The sequence below is a fragment of the Pseudomonas sp. HLS-6 TE3448 genome (genome assembly GCF_053629555.1).
In genome coordinates, this window is record NZ_JBRJIO010000001.1 from 3010432 (window position 1) to 3023759 (window position 13328).

At 62.6% G+C, this 13328-nt stretch carries 13 protein-coding genes; all 13 read right to left on the reverse strand.

All coding sequences use genetic code 11. The features are described from left to right. Window positions 1–858 precede the first annotated feature (858 nt). Window positions 859–1314: an REP-associated tyrosine transposase gene (locus AB7M23_RS13930; protein WP_454241088.1), complete on the reverse strand. Its 456-nt coding sequence runs from the start codon at window positions 1312–1314 to the stop codon at window positions 859–861. A 150-nt stretch (window positions 1315–1464) separates the two neighbouring features. Next, complete coding sequence (locus tag AB7M23_RS13935; RefSeq protein WP_065761554.1) at window positions 1465–2013, reverse strand: adenine phosphoribosyltransferase; 549 nt, start codon at window positions 2011–2013, stop codon at window positions 1465–1467. A 56-nt stretch (window positions 2014–2069) separates the two neighbouring features. Beyond that, window positions 2070–2804: a Crp/Fnr family transcriptional regulator FnrA gene (fnrA, locus tag AB7M23_RS13940; protein WP_330523892.1), complete on the reverse strand. Its 735-nt coding sequence runs from the start codon at window positions 2802–2804 to the stop codon at window positions 2070–2072. A gap of 110 nt (window positions 2805–2914) precedes the next feature. Next, on the reverse strand, window positions 2915–4297 hold the full coding sequence (hemN, locus tag AB7M23_RS13945) for an oxygen-independent coproporphyrinogen III oxidase (protein WP_330523893.1): 1383 nt from the start codon (window positions 4295–4297) through the stop codon (window positions 2915–2917). An 82-nt stretch (window positions 4298–4379) separates the two neighbouring features. Then, window positions 4380–5063: a sulfite exporter TauE/SafE family protein gene (locus AB7M23_RS13950; protein ID WP_330523894.1), complete on the reverse strand. Its 684-nt coding sequence runs from the start codon at window positions 5061–5063 to the stop codon at window positions 4380–4382. After that, complete coding sequence (gene ccoS / locus AB7M23_RS13955; protein WP_065761558.1) at window positions 5056–5283, reverse strand: cbb3-type cytochrome oxidase assembly protein CcoS; 228 nt, start codon at window positions 5281–5283, stop codon at window positions 5056–5058. The genes AB7M23_RS13950 and ccoS overlap by 8 nt, the downstream gene beginning before the upstream one ends. A gap of 13 nt (window positions 5284–5296) precedes the next feature. Continuing rightward, window positions 5297–7747, reverse strand: a complete 2451-nt coding sequence (locus tag AB7M23_RS13960) for a heavy metal translocating P-type ATPase (protein ID WP_454241089.1) — start codon at window positions 7745–7747, stop codon at window positions 5297–5299. 78 nt (window positions 7748–7825) lie between these two features. Beyond that, entirely contained in the window at window positions 7826–8365 is a 540-nt protein-coding gene (locus tag AB7M23_RS13965) for a FixH family protein (RefSeq protein WP_099773978.1), read from the reverse strand. 12 nt (window positions 8366–8377) lie between these two features. Further along, the gene (ccoG, locus tag AB7M23_RS13970; protein ID WP_454241090.1) at window positions 8378–9793 is read right to left on the reverse strand and encodes a cytochrome c oxidase accessory protein CcoG; all 1416 of its coding nucleotides are present in this window, start codon (window positions 9791–9793) and stop codon (window positions 8378–8380) included. 273 nt (window positions 9794–10066) lie between these two features. Continuing rightward, entirely contained in the window at window positions 10067–11047 is a 981-nt protein-coding gene (gene ccoP / locus AB7M23_RS13975; RefSeq protein ID WP_454241091.1) for a cytochrome-c oxidase, cbb3-type subunit III, read from the reverse strand. Beyond that, window positions 11044–11241 (reverse strand): CcoQ/FixQ family Cbb3-type cytochrome c oxidase assembly chaperone, encoded by a 198-nt coding sequence (locus AB7M23_RS13980; protein WP_065761563.1) that lies wholly within the window; start codon window positions 11239–11241, stop codon window positions 11044–11046. Before AB7M23_RS13980 ends, ccoP begins: the two co-directional genes overlap by 4 nt. Window positions 11242–11246: 5 nt before the next feature. Continuing rightward, the gene (gene ccoO, locus AB7M23_RS13985) at window positions 11247–11855 is read right to left on the reverse strand and encodes a cytochrome-c oxidase, cbb3-type subunit II (protein ID WP_065761564.1); all 609 of its coding nucleotides are present in this window, start codon (window positions 11853–11855) and stop codon (window positions 11247–11249) included. Beyond that, window positions 11855–13294, reverse strand: coding sequence for a cytochrome-c oxidase, cbb3-type subunit I (gene ccoN, locus AB7M23_RS13990; protein ID WP_099773980.1), 1440 nt, complete (start codon window positions 13292–13294; stop codon window positions 11855–11857). The genes ccoO and ccoN overlap by 1 nt, the downstream gene beginning before the upstream one ends. Between the last annotated feature and the right edge of the window lie 34 nt (window positions 13295–13328).

Genomic DNA, 13328 nt, shown 5'->3' on the forward strand with positions numbered 1-13328 from the left:
CAGGAACCGGGCTTGCCCGCGATGCAGACGCCGCGAACTCGCGGATACCCCACCGAGGCCATCGCAGGCAAGCCAGCTCCAACAGGAACCGGGCTTGCCCGCGATGCAGGCGCCGCGAACTCGCGGACACCGCGCCGACGCCATCGCAGGCAAGCCAGCTCCAACAGATCTCGCGCTGTAGGAGCCGGGCTTGCCCGCGATGCAGACGCCGCGCACCCACTGGCACCCCACCGAGGCCATCGCAGGCAAGCCAGCTCCAACGGAGCCCGCGCAACCTGTAGGAGCGGGGATTGCCCGCGATGCAGACACCGCGCACTCACTGGCACCGCGCCGACGCCATCGCAGGCAAGCCAGCTCCAACAGGCCTTGCGCCAGCCTGTAGGAGCCGGGCTTGCCCGCGATGCAGGCGCCGCGAACTCGCTGGCACCGCGCCGAGGCTATCGCAGGCAAGCCAGCTCCAACAGGGCCTGCGCCAGCTGTGGGATTGGGTCTTGCCCGCGATGCAGACGCCGCGCACTCGCTGGCACCGCGCCGAGGCCATCGCAGGCAAGCCAGCTCCAACAGAGCCCGCGCAGCCTGTAGGGGCCGGGCTTGCCCGCGATGCAGACGCCGCGAACTCACGGACACCCCACCGAGGCCATCGCAGGCAAGCCAGCTCCAACAGAGCCCGCGCAGCCTGTAGGGGCCGGGCTTGCCCGCGATGCAGACGCCGCGCACTCGCTGGCACCGCGCCGAGGCCATCGCAGGCAAGCCAGCTCCAACAGGCCCCGCGCCAGCTGTAGGAGCGGGTCTTGCCCGCGATGCAGACGCCGCGCACTCACTGGCACCGCGCCGAGGCCATCACAGGCATTCAGTGGTTCAGAGCCAGACGGCATCCCAGTGAGGGTAGTCGCCAATTTTTTGAACCAGCCCGGCGCGCAGTGGGTTGGCGATGATATAGCGGGCAATGGCCCGAACATCTTCTTCGTGGCGTAACGCGCGGTCATGGACGCCTGCTTGCCATAGCCGGCCCGAACGTAGGCAGGCCTTGTTTATTGTGCAGGTGCTTCGCGATTTGAGCTGCCGCATCACACTGCTCAAGGTTGTCTGTCGCAGTTCCATCAGCCAATGGAAGTGATCGGGCATTACCACCCAGGCGAGTGATCGCGCAGTGCTTGCCTGTTGTGCATGGCGGAACTCAGCGACCAACAGTCGTGCGAGCCTCAGGTCTGTGAGGATAGGTGTTCGATGCTCTGTGACGCTGGTCAACAGATACAGCCTGCCAGGTTCGGAAAACCTGCCCCGACGAAGGCGATGGGCGCTTGGACGGTCCATGTCTGTCTCCTTGGAATTCATGATTCAAAGTAGATGGACGATGGGATACGGGGGTTATATCAATGGCACTGGATGTGTCTGGAAAAGGTATCGCAGGCAGCCTGCTGCCCGGGCTCCTGTGGCAACAGGCTTGCCTGCGAGGGTGCGGGGCTACTGTTCGCTCAGGGAGAAGGTGGTCAGGCAGAACGTCGGAATGCCCGCCGCTTGCAGGCGCTGTGAGCCGCCCAGTTCGGGCAGGTCAATGATCGCTGCGGCTTCAAACACCTGGGCGCCGGTGCGGCGTATCAGGTTGGCCGCGGCCAGCAGCGTGCCACCCGTGGCGATCAGGTCGTCGAAGATCAGTACCGAGTCACCTTCGCACAGGCTGTCGGCATGCACTTCCAGAAAGGCTTCGCCGTATTCGGTCTGGTAGCCTTCGGTCAGCACATCCGCAGGCAGTTTGCCTTGTTTGCGGAACAGGATCAGCGGTTTGTTCAACTGGTGGGCAATGATCGCGCCGATCAGAAAGCCACGCGCATCCATGGCGCCGATATGGCTGAACTCAGCTTCGACGTAGCGTTCGATAAAGGCGTCGGCGACATGGCGCAGGCCTCGGGGCGATTGAAACAGCGGGGTGATGTCGCGAAACACGACGCCGGGCTTGGGGAAGTCCATTACCGGGCGGATCAAGGCCTTGAGGTTGAAAGTGTCGCTGGGCATGGTGCGGGTATCCTGAGGAACAAATGCCCATCAGTATACCCGCTTATACGCGGTGTTCAGCCTTCCAGGGCGCCGCCCGCCAGTGCACACAGCTGGATCGGGTCCACGATGCGCACTTCCTTGCCTTCGGCTTCGATCAGGCCGTTCTGCTGGAAGCGGGTAAACACCCGGGACACGGTTTCCACCGCCAGGCCCAGGTAGTTGCCGATTTCGTTGCGCGACATGCTCAGGCGGAACTGGTTGGCCGAGTAGCCGCGAGCACGGAAGCGCGCCGACAGGTTGACCAGAAAAGTGGCGATACGCTCGTCGGCGGTTTTCTTCGACAGCAGCAGCATCATTTGCTGGTCGTCACGGATTTCCCGGCTCATGACGCGCATCAACTGGCGACGCAATTGCGGCAGTTGTACCGAGAGTTCGTCCAGGCGCTCAAAGGGAATCTCGCACACCGATGTGGTTTCCTGGGCCTGGGCTGATACCGGATAGGCCTCGGTGTCCATGCCGGAAAGCCCGACCAGCTCACTGGGGAGGTGGAAGCCGGTGATCTGTTCTTCGCCGCTGTCGCTCAGGCTGAAGGTCTTCAGTGCGCCTGAGCGTACGGCATAGACCGAGCCGAAGTTTTCGCCCTGTCGAAACAGAAACTCGCCTTTCTTCAACGGACGCCCGCGTTTGACGATGTCGTCCAGTGCGTCCATGTCTTCCATGTTGAGTGACAGGGGGAGACACAGGGGCGCCAGGCTGCAATCCTTGCAATGGGCTTGGTTGTGAGCGCGTTGTTTAACTGGCTCAGACATTTCATCAGTCCTTGTGGTAAAGCACACATAAGCCATAAGGGTAACTCAGCAAATTCCCTGAAGCCAGCGCGCTATACAGGCTGTTGATCGGTGTCTGTGGCCACTCATCGTCAAATGACCCGCGAGAAACGCTGGCGGTTGTGCAGGTCCAGGTAGGCGTCGAAGACCATGCACACCGAGCGCACCAGCAAGCGGCCCGCTGGCAGTACCGTGATGCCTTGGGCGTCGAGGCTGATCAGGCCGTCCTTGGCCATGCCTTCCAGTGCTGGCCATTGGTCCTTGAAGTAGCCGCGAAAGTCGAGGGTGAATGCTTGTTCGATGGTCTCGAACTTCAGCTCGAAATGGCAGATCAACTGCTGGATCACGGCGCGGCGCACGCGGTCGTCCTGGTTGCAGATCAGCCCGCGGCTGGTGGCCAGTTGTGACAGGGTCAGGCTGTTCTGGTATTCGTTCAGGTCGCTGCTGTTCTGGCAGTACAGGTCGCCGATCTGGCTGATCGCCGAAACACCCAGGCCAATCAGGTCGCAGTGCCCGTGGGTGGTGTAACCCTGGAAGTTGCGCTGCAAGGTCGACTCTTCCTGGGCGATGGCCAGTTCGTCGTCCGGCAGGGCGAAGTGGTCCATGCCAATGTAGCGGTAGCCGGCAGCGGTGAGCTGTTCGATGGTGTTGTGCAGCATCTCTAGTTTGGCCGCAGGGGCCGGGAGGTCGTTGGCGTCGATCCGCCGTTGCGGCATGAAGCGCTCGGGCAGGTGTGCGTAGTTGAACACCGAGAGCCGGTCTGGTTGCAGTTTGATCACTTCCTCGACCGTGCGGGCAAAACCCTCCGGGGTCTGCTTGGGCAGGCCATAGATCAGGTCGAGGTTGACTGAACGGAACTGCAGGGTGCGTGCGGCCTCCATGATCGCACGGGTCTGCTCCAGGCTTTGCAGGCGGTTGATGGCCCGCTGTACTTGCGGGTCGAGGTCTTGTACGCCAAGGCTGACGCGGTTAAAGCCCAGTTCGCGCAGCAGGCCCATGGTCGACCAGTCGGCTTCGCGCGGGTCGATTTCGATGCCGTAGTCGCCGGAGTCGTCGTCCAGCAAGTTGAAGTGCTTGCGCAGGTGAGCCATGAGCTGGCGCAGTTCTTCGTGGCTGAGGAAGGTGGGAGTACCGCCTCCCAGGTGCAACTGCTCGACCTGTTGGTTAGGGTCGAGGTGGCAGGCAATCAGCTGGATTTCCTGCTCCAGGCGCTGCAGGTAGGGCTGGGCGCGACCACGGTCTTTGGTGATGACTTTGTTGCAGGCGCAGTAGTAGCAAATATTGGCGCAGAAGGGCACATGCACATACAGCGACAGCGGGCGCACCGCTCGACGGCTGTCACGCAGGGCGTGCAGCAGGTCGAAGGCGCCCACCTGGCTGTGCAGTTGCACGGCAGTTGGGTAGGAGGTGTAGCGTGGGCCTGCCAGATCGTAACGGCGAATCAGGTCAGAGTCCCAACGAAGTACGTCGAGCATGGAGGCAGTCCCTAGAGATGCGGCAATGTCTGAAGTCTAGGGAGCGATTCGCAACGGGGTGTTGATTTGCATCAACGCCGCTTCAGTGGCCCATCAGCCAATGCTGGTGCGGGCCGGGCAGGGTCCAGAGGCCGAAGAGGATCACCAGCAGGCCGCCCGCGATGCGCACGCCCCGTTTACGCAGTACCGCGCGGGTGCGTTCAGCGGCAAGGCCGGTGGCAAGCAGGACCGGCCAGGTGCCGAGGCCGAAGGCGAGCATCAGCAGGGCGCTGTCGAGGGCATTGCCTTGGCTGGCGGCCCACAGCAGGGTGCTGTAGACCAGGCCGCACGGCAGCCAGCCCCAAAGCGCGCCGAGCAGCACGGCGCGTGGCGCGCTGGACACTGGCAGCAGGCGGTTGGCAATCGGCTGGATATGCCGCCACAGGCCACGGCCAAGGCCTTCGATACGGGTGAGGCCGCTCCACCAGCCCGCCAGGTACAAGCCCATGGCAATCAGCAGCAGTGCTGCCACGACGCGCATGCCGGTGGCGAGCGGGCTATTGCCCAGTGCCCAGCCTGCCAGGCCGAGCAGCAGACCGGCGGTGGCATAACTGAGGATGCGGCCCAGGTTGTAGGCCAGCAGCAGGCGCAGGCGACGGCTGCGTTGCTCCTGCGGGATCGCCAGGGTCAGGGCGCCCATCAGGCCACCGCACATGCCCAGGCAATGGCCGCCGCCGAGCAAACCCAGAATCAGCGCCGAACTCAGCAGGGGCAGCAGGTCAGCCACGGGGTGGGGCGCCTTCGTCGTCGGGGCTGGCGGTTTTTTGAGCCGCTTGCGTGGTGTCTACGGCCGCCTGGTGTTTTGGGTCCTGGTCGTCGAACAGGATGCTATGGGCCGGGCCTTCGAGGTCGTCATACTGGCCGCTGTCGACCGCCCAGAAAAAAATGTACACGGCAATGGCAACGATCAGCAGCGCAGCAGGAATCATGACATAGAGCGCGGGCATGGAAATCTCCTGGTCAGGCCGTCGCGGGGCGAGAGGTGGCAGGCGCGGCCTGGGCCGAATCACCGGCGACGCGGGTCAAGCGCAGTGCGTTGAGCACCACGATCAATGAGCTGATCGACATGCCGACCGCCGCCCAGACCGGTGTGATCCAGCCCAGTGCCGCGAACGGCAGCATCAGGCCATTGTACAGGCTTGCCCAGAGCAGGTTCTCGATAATAATACGGCGGGTGCGCCGGGCCAGGGCGAAGGCATGCACCAGTGCGTCCAGCCGATTGGACAGCAACACGGCATCGGCGCTGGTCTTGGCCAGGTCGGTGGCGGAGCCCATGGCAATGCTGATGTCGGCGGCTGCCAGTACCGGCACGTCGTTGACGCCGTCGCCGAGCATCAGCACCTTGTGCCCCTCGCGTTGCAATGCCTTGAGTTTCTCCAGTTTGTCGTCCGGGCGCAGGCCGCCGATGGCCAGGTCGATGTTCAGTTCTGCCGCGACGCTGGCGACCATGGGGGAGCTGTCCCCGGAGAGCAGCAGGGTTTTCCAGCCTCGGGCCTTGCACGCCGCCACCAGGTCGCTGGCGTCATGGCGCAGGCGGTCGTCCAGGCCAAACCAGGCCAGCGGGCCCTCGGTGTCGCCGAGCAGTAGCCATTGCCCGGCCTCATTGGGCATCGACGGCACGGTACTGCCGCTGAGAGCGCAAACAAAGGCGGGCTGACCGATGCGCAGCCGCTGCCCGTCAACCTGGCCCTCAAGGCCGAGGCCGGGTGAGGCCTGGACTTCGTCAGCGACGTGTTGGACGCGACCGAAGGCGCGGGCAATCGGGTGCTCGGAGCGGTTTTCGAGGGCGGCGGCCAGTTTCAGGCAGTGATCGGCATCGGCGTTGCCAAGTGGGCGAATGCTGCGCAGGGTCAGGCGGCCTTCGGTCAGGGTGCCGGTCTTGTCGAAGATCACCGTGTCGATCTGGTTCAGGCCTTCCAGCACATGGCCGCGGGTGAGCAGCAGGCCCAGCTTGTGCAGGGTGCCGGTGGCGGCGGTGAGTGCCGTGGGTGTGGCCAGCGACAGGGCGCACGGGCAGGTGGCAACCAGCATGGCCAGCACGATCCAGAAGGCCCGGTCGGCATCCAGTTGCCACCAGAGCAGGCCGATTGCAACCGAAGCGATCAGGGTGAACAGCAGGAACCACTGTGAGGCGCGGTCGGCGATTACCGCCAGCCGGGGCTTCTCCGACTGTGCCCGCTCCAGCAGGCGGACAATGGCAGACAGCCGGGTGTCATGGCCCAGTGCCTGCACCTCGACGGTGAGTACGCTCTCCACGTTCAGGGTGCCGGCGGTCACGGCATCGCCGGGTTGGCGCGGTTGTGGCAGGTACTCGCCGGTGAGCAGCGATTCATCGACGCTGGACTGGCCGTCAAGGATGCGCCCATCGGCGGGCAGCACGGCGCCCGGGTGGACCAGCACGCGGTCACCCACGTGCAGTTCGCTGAGCAGGATGCGCTCACTGTTGCCCTGTGTATCCAGGCGCAGGCAGGAAGCCGGGAGCAGGTTGACCAGTTGTGCGGTAGCCGCTGCGGTTCGTTCGCGGGCCCGTCGCTCCAGATAGCGGCCGGCCAGCAGGAACAGGGCGAACATGCCGACCGCGTCGAAGTACAGCTCGCCGCTGCCGGTGATGGCCGTCCAGATACCGGCGCCGTAGGCCAGGCCAATGGCCAGTGACACCGAGACGTCCATGGTCAGGTGGCGTGTACGTAGATCACGGGCGGCGCCGCGGAAGAACGGCGCACAGCTGTAGAAGACAATCGGGGTGGTCAGGAACATCGCCACCCAACGCAGGATGGTGTGCAGTTCCGGGCTGAGGTCAATGTTGAACTCCGGCCAGGTGGCCATGGTTGCCATCATCGCCTGGAACCACAGCAGCCCGGCAACGCCCAGTTGGCGCAGGGCTGTACGGTTTTCATTGGCCAGTTGCTCGGCGGCGCGGTCGGCCTGGTAGGGGTGCGCGGCGTAGCCGATCTGGCGCAGTTCGGCGAGCAGTTTTGACAGGGGGAGTTGGCTGTCGCTCCAGTGCACTTGCAGGCGGTGGTTCGACAGGTTCAGCCGGGCCTCGGCCACGCCGGGCAGGTTGCGCAGGTGCTTTTCGATCAGCCAGCCACAGGCGGCGCAACTGATGCCCTCGATCAGCAGGGTGGTCTCGGCCTGTTCGCCGGTGTGGCGCACGAATGGTTTCTGGACGTCGGGACGGTCGTACAGGGCCAGTTCATCGACCAGTTGCAGGGGCAGTGCATCAGGGTTGGCGCTGGCTTCGCTGCGGTGCTGGTAGTAGCTTTCCAGGTTGCCGGCGACGATGGCTTCGGCGACTGCCTGGCAGCCCGGGCAGCAGAACTGGCGCGGTTCACCCAGTACCACAGCGGTGAAGTGGCTGCCGCCAGGGACGGGCAGGGCGCAGTGGTAGCAGGGGGTGGGGCTGGTCATGGTGTCTATCGCAGGCAGTTCAGGACGGGCACGGCCGGCCCCCGCAGGGGCCGAGCGTGCCAGCGATGATGGCGAAACTCATTGTTCCAGGTGTTCGGCGCCCTGAAGGGCTTCATCGCCCAGTACCAGGGTTTTGTCGTGGCCGACCTGCTCTTCCTCGAACAGGCGCCAGACGTGCTCGTCCTGGCTGCCCAGCAATTCCACGAAACGCCGACCTTCTACCTTGTCATTGAGCTGGCCAAGGTAGCGGCCGGGTTCGCTTTCACTGCGTACCAGTTCAATCTTGCGGTCTTTCTCGGGCTGCGTTGGCGAGATCAGGTTCAACTGCAGGCGTTGCGGCTGGCTGTCGCCCTGCAGGCGCAGGTCGACTTCGCCGGTGAGCTCGTCCAGGTGCACGCTGGCCTTGAGCTTGAGCGTCTGCGCCAGCAACTCGCGGTCGAGTGAGCGGTTGATGCCTTTGCCGGCCTCGTAGTAGTTGTCGTTGACCAGGTTGTCCGGGTTGTTTACCGCGATGCCAACCATGGTCAGGCTGAGGGTCACCGATGTGGCCAGGATGCCAATGATGATCCAGGGCCAGAGGTGCTTGTACCAGGGGCTTGCGGCAGTTGCTGAACGCATTGGCAGACTCTCTTATCGAATTTGCGGGCCGATGAATCGGCTCTTGGCTTCAACCTGGACGTTGCTGTCATCGGCGTCGCGCAGGATGAAGGTGACTTCGTTGGTGGTCGAGGGCAGTTGTTCCGGTGCCATCGACAGTTGCACGGGCAGGCTGACGATATCGCCGGCAGCGACGCTGACTTCACGCACGGCTTCAAGCTTGAGGCCTGGCAGGCCGGCGGCATCGAGCACGTACACGTGATCGCGCTGGTCCTTGTTCATGACTTTCAGGCTGTAGACGTTTTCGATCCGGCCCTGGGCGTTTTCACGGTACAGGACGCGGTCTTTGCTGACGTCGAAGCCAACCAGCGAACGCATGACGAAGGCGCTGGTCAGCAGGCCTATCATGGTCAACAGCACAATGGCGTAGCCGATCAGGCGTGGGCGCACCATGTGGGTTTTCTGCCCCGACAGGTTGTGCTCGGTGGTGTAGCTGATCAGCCCGCGTGGGTAGTTCATCTTGTCCATGATGGTGTCGCAGGCGTCGATACAGGCGGCACAGCCGATGCACTCGATCTGCAGGCCGTCACGGATATCAATGCCGGTCGGGCACACTTGAACGCACATGGTGCAGTCGATGCAGTCACCCAGGCCTTTGGCCTTGTAGTCGATATCCTTTTTACGCGGGCCACGGGTTTCGCCCCGGCGCGGGTCGTAGGAGACGATCAGGGTGTCCTTGTCGAACATGACGCTCTGGAAGCGGGCGTACGGGCACATGTAGATGCACACCTGCTCGCGCAGCCAGCCGGCGTTGCCGTAGGTGGCCAGGGTAAAGAAACCCACCCAGAAGTAGGCCCAGCCATCGGCCTGGCCGGTGAAAAACTCTACCACCAGCTCGCGGATCGGCGAGAAGTAGCCGACGAAGGTCATCCCGGTGACAAAACCGATCAGCAGCCACAGGCTGTGTTTGGCCAGTTTGCGCAGGAATTTGTTGCCGTTCATCGGGGCCTTGTCGAGTTTCATCCGCTGGTTGCGGTCGCCTTCGGTGACCTTTTCGCACCACATGAAGACCCAGGTCCAGACGCTTTGCGGGCAGGTGTAGCCACACCACACCCGGCCGGCGAAGACGGTGATGAAGAACAGGCCGAAGGCCGCCACGATCAACAGGCCAGAAAGCAGGATGAAATCCTGCGGCCAGATGGTCGCGCCAAAGATGTAGAACTTGCGCTCGGGCAGGTTCCACCAGACGGCCTGGTGGTTGCCCCAGTTCAGCCAGACGGTGCCGAAATAGAGCACGAACAGGACTGCGCCGCCAACCATCCGCAGGTTGCGGAACAGGCCGGTGAAAGCGCGGGTATAGATTTTGTCACGAGAGGCATAGAGGTCGACGCTGTTGTCGGCTTTCTTGGCAGGCGGTGTGACGTCGTGTACCGGAATCTGGTTGCTCATCATTGAGTCCCACGGCAGTGGAAAAGTGCCACGACCCGTACATGCAGGCCGCAGTCAAAAGCTTGATGCTCTAGGGCGCATGATACGCCTGTACTGGCATTACGGGGGAGGGGTGCGACTTTTGGCCGCGTTGGGTAAAGCTTTGCGATAGTGTAATGGCATGTGTCAATTGACGCAGGTCACGAAGCCGGTGATCGCACAATCCGTCACGCCTCATGGGTGTAAAAAAGCCCCGCCAGCGCAGGCTGGCGGGGCTTTTTTCAGCCGATCGAATTACTTCGCGTCGGTCGCCTTGTCGGCTTGGTGCGACAGGCTGTAGACGTAGGCTGCCAGCAGGTGAACCTTGTCGTTACCCTGCAGGTCCTGCTGGGCAGGCATCTGGCCCTGACGGCCATAACGGATGGTCTGCTGCAGTTGAGCAAAGCTCGAACCGTAGATGAACGCCTGTGGGTGAGTCAGGTTCGGTGCGCCCATGGCCGGGGTACCTTTGCCTTCAGGCCCGTGGCAGGCCACGCAGTTGGCAGCGAAGAGCTTCTGGCCATTGGCCGGATCGGCTTTCGCGCCTTCTGGCAGGGTGCGGCCATCGAGGTTGGTCAGGACAAAGGCCGCCACGTCGGCTACGCCTTGTTCGCCAATCACTTCAGCCCAGGCCGGCATCACACCATGACGACCGGCCATGATGGTGGTCTTGATGGTTTCCGGCTCGCCGCCCCAGCGCCAGTCGTTGTCGGTCAGGTTCGGGAAACCGTAGGAGCCCTTGGCGTCGGAACCGTGGCACACCGAGCAGTTGGAGGCGAACAGGCGGCCACCCATTTTCAGTGCTTGTGGGTCCTTGGCGACTTCCTCAATCGGCATGGCAGCAAATTTGGCGAAGATCGGCCCAAACTTGGCTTCCGAACGCGCCATTTCCTTTTCCCACTCGTGAACGCCGGTCCAGCCAGGCTGGCCGTTGGCGAACTCGGTTTTCTTGTCGTTATCCAGGTACTGATAACCTGGCAACATGCCTTTCCAGTTGCCCAGGCCTGGGTACAGCACCAGGTAGCCCAGGGCAAAGATGATGGTGCCGACGAACAGCATGAACCACCATTTCGGCAGTGGGTTGTCGTACTCCTCGATACCATCGAAGGAGTGGCCCACGGTTTCATCGGTGGCTTCGCTGCGCTGGCCCTTGCGGGTGGACAGCAGCAGCCAGGTCAGGGCGAAGATGGTGCCCAGACTCAAAACGGTGACGTACAGACTCCAGAAGGTAGTCATTCGTTGTTACTCCTAGAAGCTCTCGCTTGCGCTTGCTCGACGTGCTTGATGGCCTCGGGATCATCCGCGAAAGGCAGCAAGGTCGCTTCGTCGAACTCAGACTTGCGTCGAGAACTGAATACCCACAACGCCAGGCCAATGAAGGCCACCATCACCACGACGGTGCCCAGGCCACGAATCATCCCGATATCCATCAAGGTCACCGTTTGCTTTTGATGATGGTGCCCAGCCCTTGCAGGTAGGCAACCAGGGCGTCCATTTCAGTCTTGCCCTTGACCGCGTCGCGGGCACCGGCGATGTCTTCGTCGGTGTACGGCACGCCCAGGGTGCGCAGGACTTCCATCTTCTTGGCGGTTTCCTTGCCGTCGAGCTTGTTCTCTACCAGCCATGGGTAGGAAGGCATCTTCGACTCAGGCACGACGTTGCGCGGGTTGTACAGGTGCGCACGGTGCCAGTCGTCGGAGTAGCGACCGCCGACACGGGCCAGGTCCGGGCCGGTACGCTTGGAACCCCACAGGAACGGGTGGTCCCAGACGCTTTCACCGGCAACCGAGTAGTGGCCGTAGCGCTCGGTTTCAGCACGGAACGGGCGGATCATCTGCGAGTGGCAGCCGACGCAGCCGTTGGCGATGTATACATCACGGCCTTCCAGTTCCAGTGCGGTGCGCGGCTTCATGCCTTCGACCGGCTTGTTGGTGACGTCCTGGAAGAACAGCGGGACGATCTGGGTCAGGCCGCCGATACTGACGGCGATGACCATGAAGAAGGCCAGCAGGCCGATATTCTTCTCGACTACTTCGTGCTTCATCAGTGAGCTCCAACTACGATCTGAGCGGCGGCTTCAGCTTCTGCCGGCTTCGAGGCGCGTACGGTACGGTAGACGTTGTACGCCATCAGCAGCATGCCGGAGGCGAAGAACGCACCGCCCAGTGCACGGACGATGAAGCCCGGGTGGCTGGCTTGCAGCGCTTCGACGAAGGAGTAGGTGAGGGTGCCGTCATCGTTGATTGCACGCCACATCAGGCCCTGGGTGATGCCGTTGACCCACATCGAAGCGATGTACAGCACGGTACCGATAGTGGCCAGCCAGAAGTGGGCGTTGATCAGGCCGATGCTGTGCATCTGCTCGCGACCGTAGACCTTCGGAATCAGGTGGTACAGGGCGCCGATGGAGATCATCGCTACCCAGCCCAGAGCGCCGGCGTGTACGTGGCCGATGGTCCAGTCGGTGTAGTGCGACAGCGAGTTGACGGTCTTGATGGCCATCATCGGGCCTTCGAAGGTCGACATGCCGTAGAACGCCAGCGATACCACCAGGAAGCGCAGGATCGGGTCGGTGCGCAGCTTATGCCAGGCGCCCGACAGGGTCATCATGCCGTTGATCATGCCGCCCCAGCTTGGTGCCAGCAGGATGATCGACATCGCCATGCCCAGCGACTGGGCCCAGTCTGGCAGGGCGGTGTAGTGCAGGTGGTGCGGGCCGGCCCAGATGTACAGGGTGATCAGTGCCCAGAAGTGCACGATCGACAGGCGATAGGAGTAGATCGGACGCTCGGCCTGCTTGGGTACGAAGTAGTACATCATGCCCAGGAAGCCGGTGGTCAGGAAGAAGCCCACGGCGTTGTGGCCGTACCACCACTGGATCATTGCATCGGTGGCGCCGGAGTAAGCCGAGTAGGACTTGAACAGGCTGACCGGCAACGACATGTGGTTGACGATGTGCAGCATCGCGGTGACCACGATGAAGGCGCCGTAGAACCAGTTACCGACATAGATGTGCTTGGTCTTGCGCTTGACGATGGTGCCAAAGAACACAATACCGTAGGTCACCCAGACAATGGCCAGCAGAATGGCGATCGGCCACTCCAGCTCTGCGTATTCCTTGGTCGTGGTGTAGCCCATCGGCAAGGTGATGAGTGCACCGACGATCACGGCTTGCCAACCCCAGAAGGTGAAGGCCGCAAGGCTGTCAGAGATCAGTCGCGTCTGGCAGGTACGCTGCACGACGTAATAGGAGGTGGCAAACAGCGCACATCCACCAAAGGCGAAAATCACCAGGTTGGTGTGCAGCGGGCGAAGGCGTCCAAAGGTCGTCCAGGGCAGGTCCAGGTTCAGCTGGGGCCATACCAATTGCGAGGCAATGAAGACACCAAGCCCCATGCCAAGGATCCCCCAGACCACCGTCATGATGGCGAACTGGCGGACTACCTTATAGTTATAAGCAGTCGGACTGATTGCTGTGCTCATTCTAAGGTTCCACGGTTTGGGTGTTTTTTTAGGG